The sequence below is a fragment of the Streptomyces sp. NPDC096079 genome (assembly GCF_040303145.1).
Classification (GTDB): Bacteria; Actinomycetota; Actinomycetes; order Streptomycetales; family Streptomycetaceae; genus Streptomyces.
The window spans coordinates 25,665-42,132 of record NZ_JBEOST010000012.1 but is presented as its reverse complement, the minus strand read 5'-3'; the positions used below and the strand labels follow the sequence as shown (position 1 = coordinate 42,132).

At 71.6% G+C, this 16,468-nt stretch carries 8 protein-coding genes; 7 read left to right on the top strand and 1 reads right to left on the bottom strand.

Features of this window, described 5'->3' with window-relative positions:
* Positions 1-91: 91 nt before the first annotated feature.
* Positions 92-3,994: an nSTAND1 domain-containing NTPase gene (locus ABTY59_RS23570; RefSeq protein ID WP_352020981.1), complete on the bottom strand. Its 3,903-nt coding sequence runs from the start codon at positions 3,992-3,994 to the stop codon at positions 92-94.
* A 194-nt stretch (positions 3,995-4,188) separates the two neighbouring features.
* Here ABTY59_RS23570 and ABTY59_RS23565 point away from each other — a divergent pair, with 194 nt between their 5' ends.
* The 7 genes from ABTY59_RS23565 to ABTY59_RS23535 all read left to right on the top strand — a co-directional run bounded on the left by ABTY59_RS23565 (position 4,189) and on the right by ABTY59_RS23535 (position 16,431).
* Entirely contained in the window at positions 4,189-4,365 is a 177-nt protein-coding gene (locus tag ABTY59_RS23565) for a hypothetical protein (protein ID WP_352020980.1), read from the top strand.
* A 173-nt stretch (positions 4,366-4,538) separates the two neighbouring features.
* Positions 4,539-6,197, top strand: coding sequence for a phosphodiester glycosidase family protein (locus ABTY59_RS23560; protein ID WP_352020979.1), 1,659 nt, complete (start codon positions 4,539-4,541; stop codon positions 6,195-6,197).
* 588 nt (positions 6,198-6,785) lie between these two features.
* On the top strand, positions 6,786-11,591 hold the full coding sequence (locus ABTY59_RS23555) for a ricin-type beta-trefoil lectin domain protein (protein WP_502995420.1): 4,806 nt from the start codon (positions 6,786-6,788) through the stop codon (positions 11,589-11,591).
* On the top strand, positions 11,588-12,904 hold the full coding sequence (locus ABTY59_RS23550; RefSeq protein ID WP_352020977.1) for a hypothetical protein: 1,317 nt from the start codon (positions 11,588-11,590) through the stop codon (positions 12,902-12,904). Before ABTY59_RS23555 ends, ABTY59_RS23550 begins: the two co-directional genes overlap by 4 nt.
* 167 nt (positions 12,905-13,071) lie before the next feature.
* Positions 13,072-13,833: an isocitrate lyase/PEP mutase family protein gene (locus ABTY59_RS23545; protein WP_352020976.1), complete on the top strand. Its 762-nt coding sequence runs from the start codon at positions 13,072-13,074 to the stop codon at positions 13,831-13,833.
* A 721-nt stretch (positions 13,834-14,554) separates the two neighbouring features.
* Positions 14,555-15,739: a hypothetical protein gene (locus ABTY59_RS23540; protein WP_352020975.1), complete on the top strand. Its 1,185-nt coding sequence runs from the start codon at positions 14,555-14,557 to the stop codon at positions 15,737-15,739.
* 185 nt (positions 15,740-15,924) lie between these two features.
* Entirely contained in the window at positions 15,925-16,431 is a 507-nt protein-coding gene (locus tag ABTY59_RS23535; RefSeq protein WP_352020974.1) for a TspO/MBR family protein, read from the top strand.
* Positions 16,432-16,468 lie beyond the last annotated feature (37 nt).

Here is a 16,468-nt window from a genome sequence, read left to right as displayed (position 1 = left end):
AAGTCCGGCACGGCGCCGGGCCGCACCTCGACGCGGCGCGTTCCGGTCGGCGAGATCACCGTCTCGGGTCCGAGCGAGGTCCCGGGCGACCTCACCCCCACCGGGGCCGTCTCGACCTCGACCCATGCCCTGATCCGGTACGCGTAGGCAGCCGCTGAGCCGCGACCGTCCGGGACCTGATCTCGAACACCGCGAGATCACGACCCATGCCGACGACGAGATGCCCACCCGTCGTGATGGCGAGGGACCGGACGCCCTTCGCGACGACGAGCCCTACGCGTTCGCCGCTGCACACGTCCCAGAGGTGTACCCTCTCGTGCTCGCTCATGACCGCGGCGAGGGGCGTGCCGTCGACCACGGCGCACGTCACCGCCCGCACTCCGCCGGCGTCCGTGCCCATCGCTTCACCCACGGGGCTACGGGTCATCAGATCCCACGTCCGGACGACCCCCTCCCGAGTCCCGGCGACAACCACGGGCCTGCCGCCGCGCACGGTGCAGGCCACGGCGGACACGGGCCCGTCGGCGGCGGTGATCGGCGGGCCGAGCGCGGTGCCGGAGGCCGCGTCCCACACCCGGACGGCGCCGTCATGCCCGCCGGTCACGACGACCGGCCGTCCGCCGAGGTCCGTGCACGCCATCGCCAGCAAGGTGTCGAACCGCTCGGAGCTCCGCGTGTACCTGGCGATGCGCCGGCCCACGGGCGTACCGGAGAGCAGGTCGAAGACACGTACCTCATGGGACTGGCGGCTCACGACGAGGGGCGCGCCGTCCAGGGTCGTGCACGCGAGCTCGGTGACGTCGAAGGGGTGCGCGGCGATCGGCTCGCCGAGAGCGGCGCCCGTGGCCAGGTCCCAGACCCGTATGACCCCTTCCGTGAACCTCTCCCGCCCGCCGGTCACGAGGACCGGCCGCCCGCCCAGGGTCGTGCACGCAACCGCCCCCAACCCCTTGAACGTTCCGGTCAGGGGAGCTCCGACCGGGCGCCCCGTGGCCACGTCCCACGCCCGGGCGGTCCCGTGGTCGTCACCGGTCACCGCGACGTGCCTGCCGTCCAGGACGGTGCAGGCGATCGACTCCACTCTGCCGGTGCTCCCGGTCCCGGACGGGCCGAGCGAGCTCGTGCTCCCGAGGTCCCACACCCGAACCGTCAGGTCGCTGCCGCTGCTCACGCCGACGGACCTGCCGTCGAGCATCGTGCACGCCAGCGCGTGCATGCGGCCCGTGTGCCCGGTGACCGGCCGGTCGAGCGGGGTGCCGGTGGCGAGGTCCCACACCCCGACGGTCCCGTCGTCTGCGCTGGCCACCACCGCGACGGGGGTGTCGTCCAGCGTCGCGCACGCCATCGCGTGCACCTCGTACTGGTCCACCTTCATGGGCCGGCCGACAGGCGCGCTGGTGGCCAGGTCCCACACCTGCACGGTGTCGCCGGCGCAGGACACGGCGACGGGTCTGCCGTCGAGGATCGCGCAGGACACGGCCTGAACGATCTCGCCCTTGCCTTGCATGGGATGCCCCAGCGGCGCGCCCGTGGTCAGGTTCCAGGCCCGTACCGTCATGTCGTCGGCACCGGTCACGGCGACGGGAGTGCCGTCGAGCGTCGTACAGGCCACCGTGTGCACCCGGCCCGTGTGCCCGGTCAGGGGTGGGGCGATCTGCGTGCCGGCGGCCAGGTCCCACACCAGTACCGTCCCGTCGTACCCCCCGGTCACCGCCAACGGGCTGCCGTCCCAGTCGACGCACGCCACCGCCTGGATCCAGTCCCTGTGACCGGTCAGGGGCCTGCCGAGCGGGCGGCCGGCGGCGAGGTCCCAGACGCGCAGCGTCAGGTCACGTCCGCCGGTCACGGCGACGGGAGTGCCGTCGAGCGTCGTGCACGCCACCGCCTGCACGCGATCGGTGTGCCCGGTCAGGGGAGGGTGGACCGACGTGCCGGTGACCAGGTCCCACACGTGAACCGCCCCGCCGCGGCCTCCGGCCACCGCCACGGGACGGCCGTCGAGGACGGTGCAGGCGACCGCTTCCGCCCTGCCGGAGCGAACCGTCAGGGTGTGGCGGAGCGTCGGGGAGATGTCGGCCCCGGTGGCCCACCGGGGGACCCAGTCGCCCTCGGGGACGAGGCGGATCAGCCGCTGCCGCAAGGAGGTGGCGCCGGCGCGCGTCGCGTCGAGCGCGAGGACCTGGCGGCGCACGTCCGGCGTCGCGGTCGTGTGCAGATGGAGGGAGGTGCGGTAGACCGCCGCCGCCTGTCGGGCGGGTTCGGTACGGGCGTGGTGCAGATGCGGGGTGAGACCGCGGGGGTCGGCGTGGACGAGGTAGTCCGCGTCACCGAGGACGTCGTCCAGTGTCCCGGCCGCAGTGGCGTGTGCGGCGAGGTACCTCCGGGTGTAGAAGTCGGCGCCGGACCAGTCACGGGAGCCGGGGGCGCCCGTGACCGACGCGGGCACGCGGCACCGCAGGGCCTGGGCGATCCGTGCGTGAGCCGCCCGGTCGTCCCGGGAGCCGCGGAGGTATTCCGCGAGGGCTTCGTGGAAGAGGCGGAAGACGGGCCCCTTCTCCGTGGTGGTGAGGTGGATGTACGCGCCCGCGTGCTCCCGGCGAACCCGGTCGAGCTCTTCGTGCGCGCAGGGCCTGCCGGACAGTTCCTCGGCGAGGGGCGCCCACAGGGGCTCGGGCAGGCCCGGGCCCTGGGCGTAGGCGAGGGGAGTGAGGACGCGTCGCACACGCTGTTCGTCGTCCCCGAAGCGACGCAGGTAGGCGGCGAACGCCTGGCCGACGTTCGACGGCAGTTCGTCCTGCCAGCCGGGCGATTCGGGTGCGATGGTGATCTGGCCCTCGACGAGGTGCCGGGCGGCCATCCTGGCCACCAGGAAGCAGCTGCCGGCGCGTGCGGCGATCGCCCTGGAGGCCGTGCGCGCGAGCCCGGGCCGGTCGCGGTAGGGCGAGCGGCTGTCGGGGTCGGCACGGTCGAGGAGCAGCCGCTCGGCGTACTCGGCGACGTCCTGCGGGTCCGCCCACCGTTCCTCGTCCAGGTCGAGCACGGTCACGGCGGGCCCCAGGGCGTCGACGAAGGGGCGACGGGTGCCGACGACGAGGCGCACCGCGCGCATCGCCGACAGCGGCTGGAGGAGTTCGTCCGCGATGCGTGCGGCCTCCCGGCTGTCACCGACGGGGCCCGCCTCGTCGAGGGCGTCGACCAGGACCGTGACCGGCTCGGCGCGGTCGCGCAGATGTCCGAGGAGGACGTCAGGGCGTGCCTCGCGCCGCCCCGTCAGCGCCTCGGTCAGGTCGCCGGTGATCGCCTCCAGGGTGGTGTGGTGAGCGTCGAGCGCGACCGTGACGCAACCGGGCGGGGGTACGGTGGCGGGGTCGGCGCCGGCAGCGGCGGTGTCCGGGTCGGCGAGGGCGAGCAGCCGCCCCAGCAGTGCGGACTTGCCCGCACCGGGAGCGCCGGTGACGACCCTGGCCTTACGGTCGTGCTCCCCGCGCATCCAGGCGGCGAGCGCGGTGAGGGCGGCGGTACGGCCGACGAAGTAGTCGCCGGGCTCACCGGCGTGGCCCACGCCCAGCCCCGCCGCGGCCAGGCGCCGCGACGGCGCGGCGTACCGCCGGTCCATCCGGTCGGGCCCCGTGGCAGCCGGACTCCGTGACGCGGACCCGCTCGGCCGCCCGCCGCGGTGGCGCCTGCTCTCGGCCTGGGCCTTCGCCAGCAGCGCCTCCATCCGGCGCGTCGTCAGACGCCCGCGGTCGGCGGACCCTTCGGATGCGCGGGTGACCAGGCGGCGGACCAGAGCGAGCACGTAGGGCGTCTTCGCCCGGGAGGGTGCGCTCTTGCCGGTGAACCAGTCGCTCAGAGTCTGGACGCTGACCGTCTGGACTCCGGACTCCCGGTCGTCGAGGCGCACAAGCGCGCTGTACGGGGGCTTGCCCGCGGCCTCCCACAGGCGGAGCAGCGCATCGCTGAACTCCTGCACGTCCGAACGGGCGGCGGTCACACCTCGCCCCCCTCCGATGTCCGGACGACCGGGGCCGGAAACCCTCCGGAGGACTCGTCCACGCGGACCGACCAGGCTACTTGGCATGACCGAGTGCCGCAGGAGATCGCCGGAAACCCTCCGGACGGTGGAGAACGGACGCCACACCCCGGCTCGAACGAGCGCGGGAGGACTGCCCAGGAGGTACACCAGCCATGTCCGTGCTCCCCGCCCTGTTGAACTCCACCACCGAACTCGCCGCAGCCGCCGGCGTCCTCTACACCGCGAGCGTGACCGTCACGGCGGCCGCCTCGGTCTTCTCACGCAGCCCGGGCCGCCGCCGAGACGCCCGCCAGACCCTCACGATCCTGCTGCGCCGACGTGCGCGCTGAGCCGCTCGCGCCGGCCGTCCGCCACTCGGGGGGGGGCTTGCTCCCGAGTGCCGGGACCGTACCCGTCGTCGGGCCGTGAGAAATTTCCACGCCCGGGGCAACCTGGAACCACCGCCGTGTGTCTACTCCAGGTGATTCGATCTTCCTCCTCCCTGTCCCGGAGAGCCGCGCGCGTGAGCGCCGCCCTGATGGTCTCCGCTTCCCCGCTGCTCGCCACCACGGCCACCGCCGAACCAGTGCCCGACTATCCGGCGCTCGGCGCGGTCTTCCCGCTGGGCGACCACTCGGCCCCGAAGGCCGGGTACAAGGAGCTCGCTCCCGGTGTGACGTACCGGGTGTTCACCCAGGGCGTCGCCGCCGGTGACGTGTGGACGGTGTGGGTGCGGTTCGACGACGGGCAGGAGATGACGTCGGCGCAGAGCACCGCCACGGCCCACGCGGAGAAGCTGCGGACCGCCGGGTACGCGGACGCCCGGGTCGTCCCGCTGAACTCGCCCGCCACCGCGGACACGTACGCCCAGACCTTCTACGGCGTGCACGTCGGCTCGTACACCACCGCGACGGAGGCCCAGGCCCTCCAGGCGGACCTGAAGGGCAAGGGGTTCGCCGACACCCGTGTGCTGTACACGGCCGAGACCGACCCCGAGAGCCGGGGCCCCTGGCAGATCCGCGTGATCACCGTCAGGCCGGACGCTCAGGTCGATCTGCGCGCGGAGCACGGCGCGACGGTCTCAGGATCCGAGACCGTACGGCAGCTCTCCGCGACCGCCGGTGCGCTCGCCGCCGTCAACGGCACCGAGTTCGACATCAATTCCATCAACAACACCCACTTCATGGGCCACGAGGGCGTCCCCCAGGGCCTCTACATGAAGAACAACGTGCTGCTCGGAGCCGCCAACAACGGGCGCACCGCACTGCTGTTGAACGCCGCCGGCGGGCACCGCATCACCGAGGTCAAGTCACGGACGTGGATCACCGCGCCGGACGGGAGCTCGCGGGAGGTGGACGGCATCAACCGGGTCGCAGGCCAGATCCTCGGTTGCGGAGGCGTGGGCGACGACTTCCGCAAGACGGCGACCACGGGCAACGTGCCACGCCTGGACCCCTGGCGCAACGGGACCTGCTACGACCCGAACGAGATCGTGGTCTTCAGGCCCGAGTGGGGAGCCCGCACACCCGCGCCCGCGAAGGAGTGGACCGGCGCGCCCGTCACCGAGGTCGTCATGAACGGGAACTGGGACGTGCTCGAACTCCGCGACGCACCCGGACCGATACCGCCGGGCGGCCGGGTCCTCCAGGGCATCGGCAAGGGCCGCGAATGGCTGCGGACCCTCAAGTCCGGGGACCGGGTCGTTTCCCACACCAGCGTCACCGACATGGCCGGTACCCCGGTCACCTCGTTGGCCCTCTCCGCGTTCGGGGGCGGTACGCCGGCGCTGATGCGCGACGGCCAGGTGTGGCTCAACCCGGCCGCCAACGGCATGGCGCACGTCGCCTGCGTCCTGCCCGCCCCGGCGACCGGCTGCCGCCCCAGCGGCGCGCTGACGTCCCGCCACCCGCGCACCCTCGCCGGAATCTCCCCGCAGGGCCACCTCATGCTCGTCACCATCGACGGCCGCAACCCCGCGGGCAGCGTCGGCGTGACGCTGCCGGAGGCCGCCCGGGTGATGGAGTGGCTGGGCGCGCGCGACGCCGTCGGGCTCGGCAGCGGCGGCGACACGACCCTGATGGTGGACAACACCCTCTACAACCGGCCCTGGGACCAGTGGACGGACACCACACCGACCGAGCGCGCGATGAGCAACGCGGTGGTCGTGGTCAAACGCCCGTAGCAACCACGAGGCCGACGCGGCCCGGCCCACTGTGAAGTCGCTCCGCAGGCGTGACCACGGAACGCGGCGCCGACTTCCTTGATCCAATACCTGGGCCTGTGCCTATAGTGAGCGGCGCGCGTGCTGAGGATCTGACCGGTCCACCGTGCCGCGCACACCATCCGGCGGTCGGGGGATCATTGCCGCCCATGGGGGAGGGATGGTTCCGTCGTGCCACGACATCGGCACACAAGACGCATCTCATAGGTCCGCAGCGCCCGCTTCCTGCTGCCCCGGTGTAGGGGCAGAGGCCGTTCGGGCGCTGCGCCGGCTCTCCTTCCTCGGACGAATGCCCCTGGTCGCCTTCGTCAGCCACGGAGGAACGCTCCCTTGAGCCCAAGACCACAGTTGTTCTCCCACCGACCGGGGAGATCCGCGCTACTGCCTTCGGCATTGGCATCGCTCGTTTCCCTCGCCGTCCTGAGCAGCGTGGCGGTCCAGCCCGGACCGCTCGATTCCGCCATAGCACTCAGCGCTGCTGCGGCCGGCAGCTCGGAGGACTGGCTCGAAGACACCGCCGCCGAGCAGTGGCGGCAGGACCAGTGCCTGATGGCCGACGTCCTGCGCCTGGGCGGGACGGCCATGGCGCAGGTCGCCCAGGACGGTCTCAACCAGCCGCAGGACAAGCTGCACGTCCTGGCTGACCGGAAGCACTGGGAGCAGACGCCGCTCGCGACCGCGTACCAGAAGGACAGGAACGCGGCGAGCAGCTCCCTGACGGCGCTCAACGCCCTGAGGGACACGTGGAAGAAGCCGTTGGAGGGGCTGTCCACTCCGGGCGGCATCAACAACGCCGACTTCCACTGGCCTCCGGGCTCACCCGGTGACGGCAAGCAGGACTTCCACACCCAGACCGGACTCGTCAAGTGGACCGCCGACCGGTTCTGGGCGTCCGAGAGCGACTTCTACAACGACCCCACGCCCAAGGCGTCCGGGTCCGCCGTCACGGCCGTGAAGGACCTGGGCGCACCCCTGTACGGGAAGGACCCCGACCCTCAGCAGGTCACCGGGGACGCCTGGCTCCGCGCGATCGCGGAGCGCGACGCGTTCAAGCACCTCACCGACTGGTCGGCGGAGCCCACGGGCGCCGACAACGCCCGCATGTTCCTCGCTTCCGGAGGCTTCGCCCGTACGGCACCGAAGGCCGGAACGGCCGAGTACCGCATCGCGGTCGAGGAACTGAAGACCCGGTTCGCGACCTGTGCCTGGCGTGACCCGATGGATCCGGACAAGGTCCTCGGCCAGATCACCGGCACCGCCGCCGCCGAGTGGCAGCAGGAGATCGCCTCCCAGGCGGTCCAGCGCAATCAGGTCATGGACGCGGGCAAGGACGCCACCCGGGCGCTCACGGCCGGCGCCGAGGCCCTGGGGCAGATGCTGGGCCACTCCTGGGTCGCCGACCACCTCACCCGCTGGAACGACTACTGGTCCGCGGGCGGCGTCGGCTGGATCGGTGACGCGGGCTCCAACATCGAGCTCACCGGAGCCGACGGCAAGTGCCTGGACTCGCAAGGCGGTGCGACGGCCGGCGACAACCCCGTCCAGCTCAACCTCTGCAACCGCACCGCATCGCAGAGCTGGCAGCTGCAGGGCGACGACCGCGGTCTGCACCTGCGCAACGCGGGCTCGACCAAGTGCCTGGAAGTGGCCGGGACCAGCTCCGCGTTCGGCACGGAGATCAAGGCCGCGCCGTGCAACAGCGGGCCGGCACAGACATGGACGTTCTCTCCCCGCGGCGTCACGGCGCTGAAGCACGTCGCCTCGGGTCAGTGCCTGAACATCCCGACGCTCGTCCCCGGCGTGGCCGCGGTGCTGCGGAGGTGCGACGGCAGCACGCGACAGCAGGTGGAGATCAAGCCTTCCGGTCACACCGGCCCGGTGCAGCCGCAGGCCCACTTCACGCAGGCGGCGAACGGCCTCGCGGGCGCCCAGGCGGGTGCGAAGCAGCAGCTTGCCGTACTCAAGGCGCAGGCCACGGCGGCGCGCACGGCGGCCACCACCTCAGAGGCCGCGGTGCAGGCCGCCTACGCCATCGCCGACAAGAACGGCGCGCCTCGCGGCCGCGGTCTCCTCGTCGGCCTGCAGAAGGCACAGGTCACCAAGGGTGCCGCCGCCGCGCTGGACGCGATGGTGAAGGCGGGCGAGACCGCCGAGGCCGCGACCAGGGCCGCCGCCGGGGACAGCGAGACGATCACGCAGCGCGCGCTCACGCAGGCCGCCCAGTCGAAGGCCGAGTTCCGCAAGGAGGCCGCGCGTACGGCCGAGCTGCAGGCGAAGGCCGCCGCCGACGCGGCCAAGCTGCACCGCGACAACGCGAAGACGGACGCCGACACCGCCAGAGCGAAGCTCGGTGACGCGCTGAAGGCTGAGGCCCAAGCGAAGGCGGCCGCCGCCGACGCCCACGCCAAGAGGCTCAAGGCCGAGGCGGAGGAAGCGACAGCGAAGAAGGAGAAGGAGAACGCCGCCGCCAGGCAGGCCGAAGCCGCCCAGCACAAGAACAACGCGGAAGCGGAGGCGACGAAGGCCAAGAACGCCAAGGACGCGGCCGAGTCCGCCGAGGCGACCGCGGTCGATCGGAGGAACGGCGCCGTCAAGGCCCGCGACGACGCCAAGGCCAAGCGCGATGACGCCTGGGTCGCGGAACAGAAGGCCGACGCCGAGCGCGCCAAGGCGGATGCCAAAGCCTCGTACGCCGCTTCCCTCGATGCCGGTGACGAGGCGACCGCCGCACGCGCGGCGGCCGACGCGGCGGATGGGCACGCGACCGACGCGGAGACGGCGGCCGTGAGGGCTCGCGGCGAGGCCGACGCGGCGACGAAGGCCGCGGCCGACGCCGATGCGGCGGCGACCCGAGCCGAAGCGGCGGCCAAGCGCTCGCGCGCCGAGGCCGACGGGGCCCAGGCGGCGAAGCTGAAAGCGGATGCCGCGGTGAGGACCGCGACCAGTGCCGCCGCGGACGCGATCGCCGCCTCCCAGCACGCCGCGTCCGAGGCCCGGATGGCCGTCGCACAGGCCGACGAGGCGGACGCACAGGCGAGGAACGCCAAGAGCGAGGCCGACGCGGCAAGCGTGGAGGCGGGCAAGGCCCAGCTCACGTCCGCGAAGGCGGCGGGTTACGCACACGTGACCGCGCAGGCCGCGGTGGACGCGGGTCAGGCGGCCGCACAGGTGGCCAAGCCCGCGAACGACGCCGTCCAGCTCGGCTCGCCCTACGTCACCACCGACGCGGCGGCCGGCCTGGTCGTGCTGACCGGGCAGGCCTCGAAGACCATCGCCGAGCAGCAGCAGGCGGTCGCGGACGTCCACGCCAGGAACGCGCAGGAGGAGGCCGCAGCGGCCAAGTCCATCGCCGAACAGGCACAAGGCGACGCCAAGGCCGCGTACGAGCACGCGGCGGCCGCTGCCGGGTACGCCTCGGATGCCCGCGGCTACGCCAAGGAGGCGCTCGGCTACTCGGCCGACGCCGCGAAGTCCGCATCCCTGGCCACCGCGTCGCTGGCTCGCAGTGTCGGGTACGCCAGTCAGGCGGCAGCGGACGCCGTGGCCGCCGACCAGGCAGCCGCGCGCTCCGAGGGTTACGCCAAGACGGCCCGCGAATCCGCGGACCAGGCGGCGCTCGACGCGGCCGCGGCTCGCGCGGCGGCGACCCGGGCCGAGGAGGACGCCAAGACCGCCCGGGAGGCCGCCGACCGCGCCGCCGTCGCGGCGACCGAGGCCGAGCAGGCCGCGAAGGACGCCGAGAGGTACGCCAACGAAGCCCAGGAAGCCGCTGACCGGGCCGAGAAGGCCGGCAAGGTGCAGCAGATCGACGACGGGACCGTGCCCGACGGATCCGGCGGGTTCATCGGCAAGATGTACTACCTGATCGACCACACCGAGCAGATCGGCGATCCCCAGACGCTGAAGAAGACGGCCGGCTGCGACGGCTGGTTCGACTCGCTCTTCTACAAGGGCGACTGCACGATGACGATCAGGATCCGCTACAAGGCCTACCTCGACCTGTACATGTGCACCGCAGAGGCCTTGGACCCGTCGAATCCCACGTGTCCCTCCGAAAACACTCGGTACCTGGGTCAGTACCCGTCGGACGAGCAGTCCCAGGACATCACCCACACCATCACGATCGCCGAATTCCAGGCGGGCGTCGACCCGGTGGACATTCTCTTCGGGCACTGGATCAAGTGCGCGAAGCAGTGGCCCGGAGGTGAGAGCGGAAGCTGGGGCGGATGCGCCTGGGCGGCCCTGGACGTCGCCCTGCTCTTCTCGGGCAAGATCCTCAGGCCCATCGCCGAGGCCATCACCGCTTTCGACGCCTCGATCCGTACCGGAATCGGCATCGCCGACGCCCTGCGGGCACTGAGGTCGCTGAGGCTCAATCCGCAGGCCCTGGCAGCCATCGAGCACGAGGCCGGCATGGCCGAAGCCATCTTCGTATCGTGCGAGAGAAACAGCTTCCCCGCCACCACACCCGTCCTCATGGCGGACGGATCCCACCGCCCGATCAGCTCGCTCCGGGTGGGCGACGCGGTACTGGCCGGTGACCCGGTCACCGGGACCGTTCGTTCCCAGCCGGTCAGCGACACCTTCCAGCACATGGCCGAGCGGCTGGTCACCATCTACCTCGCCGACGGCAGCAGCCTGGACACCACCCCCGGCCACAGGGTCTACGCCGGGAAGCGCGGCTGGATCCTGGCCTCGGAGCTGCACACGGGGGACCGGCTGCTGCGCCCGGGCGGTGAGCTGCTCGCGGTGAAGGGCGTGCGCGACGGGACGGATGCGGCCTCCCAGCGGGTCTACGACCTCACGGTCGACGGCCTGCACACCTTCTACGTCCGTGCCGAAGGGGCACGTGCGTCGGACGTGCTCGTGCACAACTGCCTGAACCTCAATGACGAGCTCCTGCCGCGCCTCGCCGATTACAGGGCCAGAGGCCTGATCCATACGCTCGCGGAACATGTGACCCCGACTCCGGCAGAAGCATTCGGTCACGCCCAGAGGAAGGGCATGCCGAACTCGGTGTGGACCAGCCTGGAGATCGCCCAGCAGGCCACCGACCGCGTCGTCGGCGAATACTTCACCACAGTGGTCAAGGGCCAGAAGGTCTTTGACGAAAAGAAGTGGGCGAGCTTCAAGCTGAAGGTCGCCCGAGCGACGGACGGTGAGATGATCCTGGAGATCAGGGGGCGCTGGAACGCCTATCCGTCCCTGGGGAAGACCTATCATCCTGACGGCGTAACAGTGACCAACGCGGGCAATACCGTCACGGTGAAACTGATGCGGGTGGCGGCTCACTCGGGCAAAGGCCGTGAAGGATTCACCGTCATGACCTCTTTCCCGACAGGAGTGGCTCCGTGACCCGGGAACGTCCCGCGTACCACGAACTCGGGTACGGAAAGGACTTCGGACTGAGCGGCCTCTCCGAGCGTCTCGCCATGGCCGGCTCCGGCACCGACCCGGCTGCCGCACTCGGGTACGCGAAAGAGCTCGCGGACGGGGCCGAGGGGGACGGGGCCGTGGAGCTGGGCGAGGATGCTCGCCGGCTGTTGGCTGCTGACCTCCCGGAACGTGTCCTTTCCGCGGTGTGGCTGGCCTCCGCTGGGTACGCCTTCGCTCCAGGCCACTACGGAATGAGCTGCCGTGGATGGCTGGAGAAGATCTCTGAGCTCTCCACCGAACGACTCCGGGAGAACAAGCGTTCTTATGGTCCGCCGCCCGTACGGCCGGTACGGGACGTGCGGCTGTGCGGGGCGGTCGTGGCGGAGATCCAGGCCACGGCCGCGGCTCTCGTCCGCGCGTCGGAACTGCCCCAGCTGGTCGACGCGCTGGAGAAGGTGGTGACGGGTGCCGACGGCGACCTCGGAATGCGGCTGTTCCTCCGTGCGCTCAAGACGCATTCCGTTCCCGTCCCTTATGGGCAGTACCGCCGCTTGCAATCACTGGCCGAGGAGTTCGGCTTTCCCGCAGCCGTGGTGCACGACGGCCTCGACATCGCCTGGCCACCGGTCGGCGCCAACCGGCAGGGGGTGGTCCAGGACTTCGGACTCTCCAGACTCGCCAGGCTGTTCACTGCGGGATGGCACCACCGCACTCCCCGCGCGGCCGTCGAGAACGCGATGATCGGCGACGGGTACGAGCGCCCTCCCGGTTCCGAGGCGGCCATCACGTGGGAGGACACGCGGCGCGTACTCGACTCCGGTCTGCCCGACGACACGATCACCGTGCTGTGGCTGGCGGCGACGGACCGGGGCTACAACATCGACGCGTGCGGCATCGGCGGACGGGAGTGGCTGGAACAGGTCGTGGACGTGTGCGAAGAACACCTGACTCGCGTCGCACCGGCCTACGTCCCCTCCGCCTCGGCCGCATCCAGGGAAGAACGCGACGCGGTCCTGGGGGAGATCCGGGACATCGCGCCGCTCGCCGCCGGCAGGGTGATCAGCCCCGCCTTCCGCCCCCTGGAAGGCACTACGGTCATCGACGCACTGGAACAGGTCGTCACCCGAGTCGACCCCGACCTCGGGTTCCGCCTGTTCCTGCGCACACTGGAGGTCCTCCAGCTGCCGGTCACCGAGGAGCAGTACAGCCGCTATGGCCGCCTCGGTAGCCATTTCCAGTACGGCAGGGACCATCTCCTCTTCTCGGTCGACCACCTGGTGCAGCGCACCTGACCAACCCGGCTGAACACCCACCCAGAGCGCCCCTCCGCCCGGAGGGGCGCTCTGTCGCCGGCCCAGCCATTCCGGACCGACTGCGCAGAGAGCAGTGCCGGGACTCTCCGCACGCGCCGGCGCCCCGTCGGCACCGTTTCATGGCGATACGGGGGTAGCGTCCTCGTATGGACTTTCGCACGACCGTGGAGCGCGCCCGGCTCCTCAAGAAGCTGCACGCCGAGTTCAAGCCGCTCGTACTCCCGACCGTCTGGGACGTCTGGTCCGCGCGTACGGCAGTCGCCGCCGGGTTCCCGGCGCTGACGGTGGGCAGTCATCCGCTCGCCGAATCCCGCGGGGCCGACGATCACGAAGGGCAGACCTTCGAGGACGTGCTCGCCGCCGTCCGCGCCATCACCGCCTCGGTCGACGTCCCCGTGTCCGTGGACCTGGAAGCCGGCTACGGGCAGCTGCCCGCGGATCTCGTCGCCGGACTCACCGAAGCCGGCGGCGTGGGTCTCAACCTGGAGGACACCGTCCACTCGGACGGCGGCCGCATGCGCAGCACGCGGGAGCACGCCGACTTCATCGCGGGACTGCGCGCGGCGGCCGATGACGCGGGAATCCCCATCTGGGTCAACGGACGGACCGACCTGTTCCAGCGCGCCGACGACGCCGCCGCCGTGCTGGACGAGGCGATCGAGCGACTGAAGGCGATGGAGCGGGCCGGCGCCGACAGCGTCTACCCGGTGAGCATCCAGGACGACGACGACCTGCTCACCGCCGTGATCGGAGCCGTGGCCATTCCGGTGAACACCACGGCCCACCCGGTCAGGCACGATGTTGAGCGGTTCCGCCGCCTCGGCGTCGGACGGATCACGTACGGCCCCCTGCTGCAGTTCGCGATGACGGACGCGATGAAGGAGATGCTCGCGCCCTGGGCCCCCTGACCGGCGGATACCGGTCGCGCTCGACGCGAGCCCTTGGGGCTGTGTCCTCCCGCGTCGTTCCAGCGCCGGACGACGCGGGAGACGTACAGGCGGCGAGGGCGGCGGGGGGAGGGTCGCGCGACAGTTCATGAACGCCCGGGGCTTGTGGATCCTGCGGTGAGGGCAACCTCGCGGGAGGCGTCCCGGGTACACGGCGCTCGACGATCCCGCCCTGGCAGGGCGAACCGTCCCACGCCGCTGTCGCTGCGGTTGGAGGGCCGAAACACGGGCAGAGGCGGAGCGACGGGCGGACGTGCCCGTCAGCCGAACCCTCACGAGGAAGCACCCGCGGGGCGTATGCCGCGACTGCGCACCGGATCGGCGACGGGCAACCACGTCCGCCGGCCGTGACGACCGCGTGCTCGTCCGGGACGAGGCGCCTGCGGACCGGAGCCGTCGGCGACTCTGCCCCCGTCCAGAGCGCCGCTGGTCGGCGTGCGCCCGCCGTGGAGCACAGGCGTCGCGACGTCGGGTCCGCCACGCGGTGGGCGCGGGAGTCGCCCGGCCAAGGTCCACGGCTGAGGCGCGAGGAAGAGGAGGGCCGATGGATCCATTCCCCGACTCCGGTCCTCGGCAGCCGCGGCCCCAGGAACAGGCCAGTCCTCCGGACCCCTCGCGGCACTCGGCGAACGAGGCACCGCGTGAGTCCTCCGACGTCCGGCACCGCCGACTCCGTACGTGCGTGGCGACGCTGCTCCTGACGCTGGCCGTCCTCCTGGCCCCTGTCAGCGTGGCCGCGGCCTGGGCGAGTTCCCAGATCAACGACGTCGACCGCTATGTCCAGACCGTCGCGCCGCTGGCCCGTGATCCCGCGGTCCAGGACGCTGTCACCGACCGTGTCACCGACGAAGTGGTCGCGCGCGTCGACGTGCACAAGCTGAGCGACTACCTCGCCCGCTTCCTCTCGGACCGCGACGCACCCCGCTTCCTCGTGGATGCGGCCGGCTCCTCTGACGAGGAGCTCAAGAGCGTGCTCACCACGGCTGTGCGCTACGTGGTGAACAAGACGGTCACCAGTGAAGTCTTCGCCCAGGCCTGGGACCTGGCCAACCGCGGTGCCCACACCGCCACGCTGAACGTGCTGACGGGCGAAGGCGGCGGTGCGATCGAGATCAAGGGCGACACCGTCGCCCTGAACGTCGGGGTCGTGGTGGAGGAGATGCAGCAACGGGTCATCGGAACGACGCTGGTGGACGCGGACCGGATTCCCGGCGCGGACACCTCGATCGTGCTCCTGCGCAACGACCAGGTGAGTGACGTGCGGGACACGGTTCGCTGGCTCGGCGTCCTCGGTCCATGGCTGCCGCCCCTGGTCGTCGTCCTCGCCGGAGCCGGTGTCTGGGCCGCGCCGTCGCGGAGAAGAGCGGTGATGGGCGTGGCGATCGGTACGGGTGTGATGATGTGCGGTCTCCTCGTCGGGCTCTCCGTCCTGCGGCAGCTGTGCCTCGATGCGGTGCCCCCTTCCGTCACCTCGCGGGACGCCGTGGCGGCCGTCTACGACACCCTCGTCAGATTCCTGCGGCAGGCCACCGCGACCGCGCTGGTGATCGCCGTGGTCGTCGCGCTCGCCGGCTACCTGTACGGCCCCGGCCGCGGTGCCGAAGCCGTGCGGTCGGCCACCGGTCGGGCCGTCGGTGCCGTCGGCGGTGCGCTGGTCCGCAAAGGAGGGGACACCGACGGTGTCGGTGCATGGCTGCGCACGCACCGCCGCTTCACCACGGTCGTGGTGGCCCTGGCCGGAGTCCTGACCCTCCTGCTCTGGAGCTACCCCACTCCCGCGGTCGTCGTGGTCGTGCTCCTCTGTGTCCTTCTTGTCCTGGCGGTCCTGGGCGTCCTCGCGGCCGCCACGGCGGACACGAAGGGCTGAGTGGTCCGGCGACACGTTCGGATCCGAGAGCGAGACATCGACTTCCACCCTGCGTGTCGGCCCCATCGAAGACGATGCGTGAGTCGTCCCCCGGCTCGCGGAGTACAAGGCATGTGGGCTGCGCGACCTGGCCGGCGGTCCGGGTGGTGCGGCGAGCAACGACCGATGCAGGAGAAAGGTCTTCCATGCGACTGACGAGCGGGGGCACGGGGCCCGACGTACTTTCCCACCCGTGGAAGCGGTACTCGCTGAGCGCTGTCGTCGTGGCAGCATCCGCGGCAGCCGGTTCAGCGGCCGTCGATCCCGGCAGCGACTGGTATCGCGGTCTGAGCAAGCTCGTGTGGCAACCCCCGGCATGGGCCTTCGGCGTGGTCTGGACACCGCTCTACGCCTCGATCGCCTTCGCCGCAGGCCACGCCCTCGGCCGCACCCGAGGACGCGAGCGAGTTCGTACCGCTGTCCGTCTCGGGGCGAACCTCGCACTCAACACCGGATGGACCTGGCTCTTCTTCCGCCGCCGAAACCCGCGGGCCGCGCTCGCCGGCACGCTCCTGCTCGACCTCAGCAACGCCGGCCTCATCCGTCAGCTCGCACGGACAGACCCGGTCGCAGCCCGCACCCTGCTGCCCTACGCCGCCTGGTGCGCCTTTGCCACGGCCTTGAACGTGTCCCTTACCCGTCGCAACCCGTGACCAGTTGTTCCGCCGCAACCCGCTCGCACAGCCGCAC

What these genes read in the sequence shown, in the direction of transcription:
- ABTY59_RS23565 (WP_352020980.1), top strand. Translation starts at nt 4,189, where the DNA reads ATGTCCGTGCTCCCCGCCCTGTTGAACTCCACCACCGAACTCGCCGCA.
- ABTY59_RS23555 (WP_502995420.1), top strand. Translation starts at nt 6,786, where the DNA reads ATGGCCGACGTCCTGCGCCTGGGCGGGACGGCCATGGCGCAGGTCGCC.
- ABTY59_RS23545 (WP_352020976.1), top strand. Translation starts at nt 13,072, where the DNA reads ATGGACTTTCGCACGACCGTGGAGCGCGCCCGGCTCCTCAAGAAGCTG.
- ABTY59_RS23535 (WP_352020974.1), top strand. Translation starts at nt 15,925, where the DNA reads ATGCGACTGACGAGCGGGGGCACGGGGCCCGACGTACTTTCCCACCCG.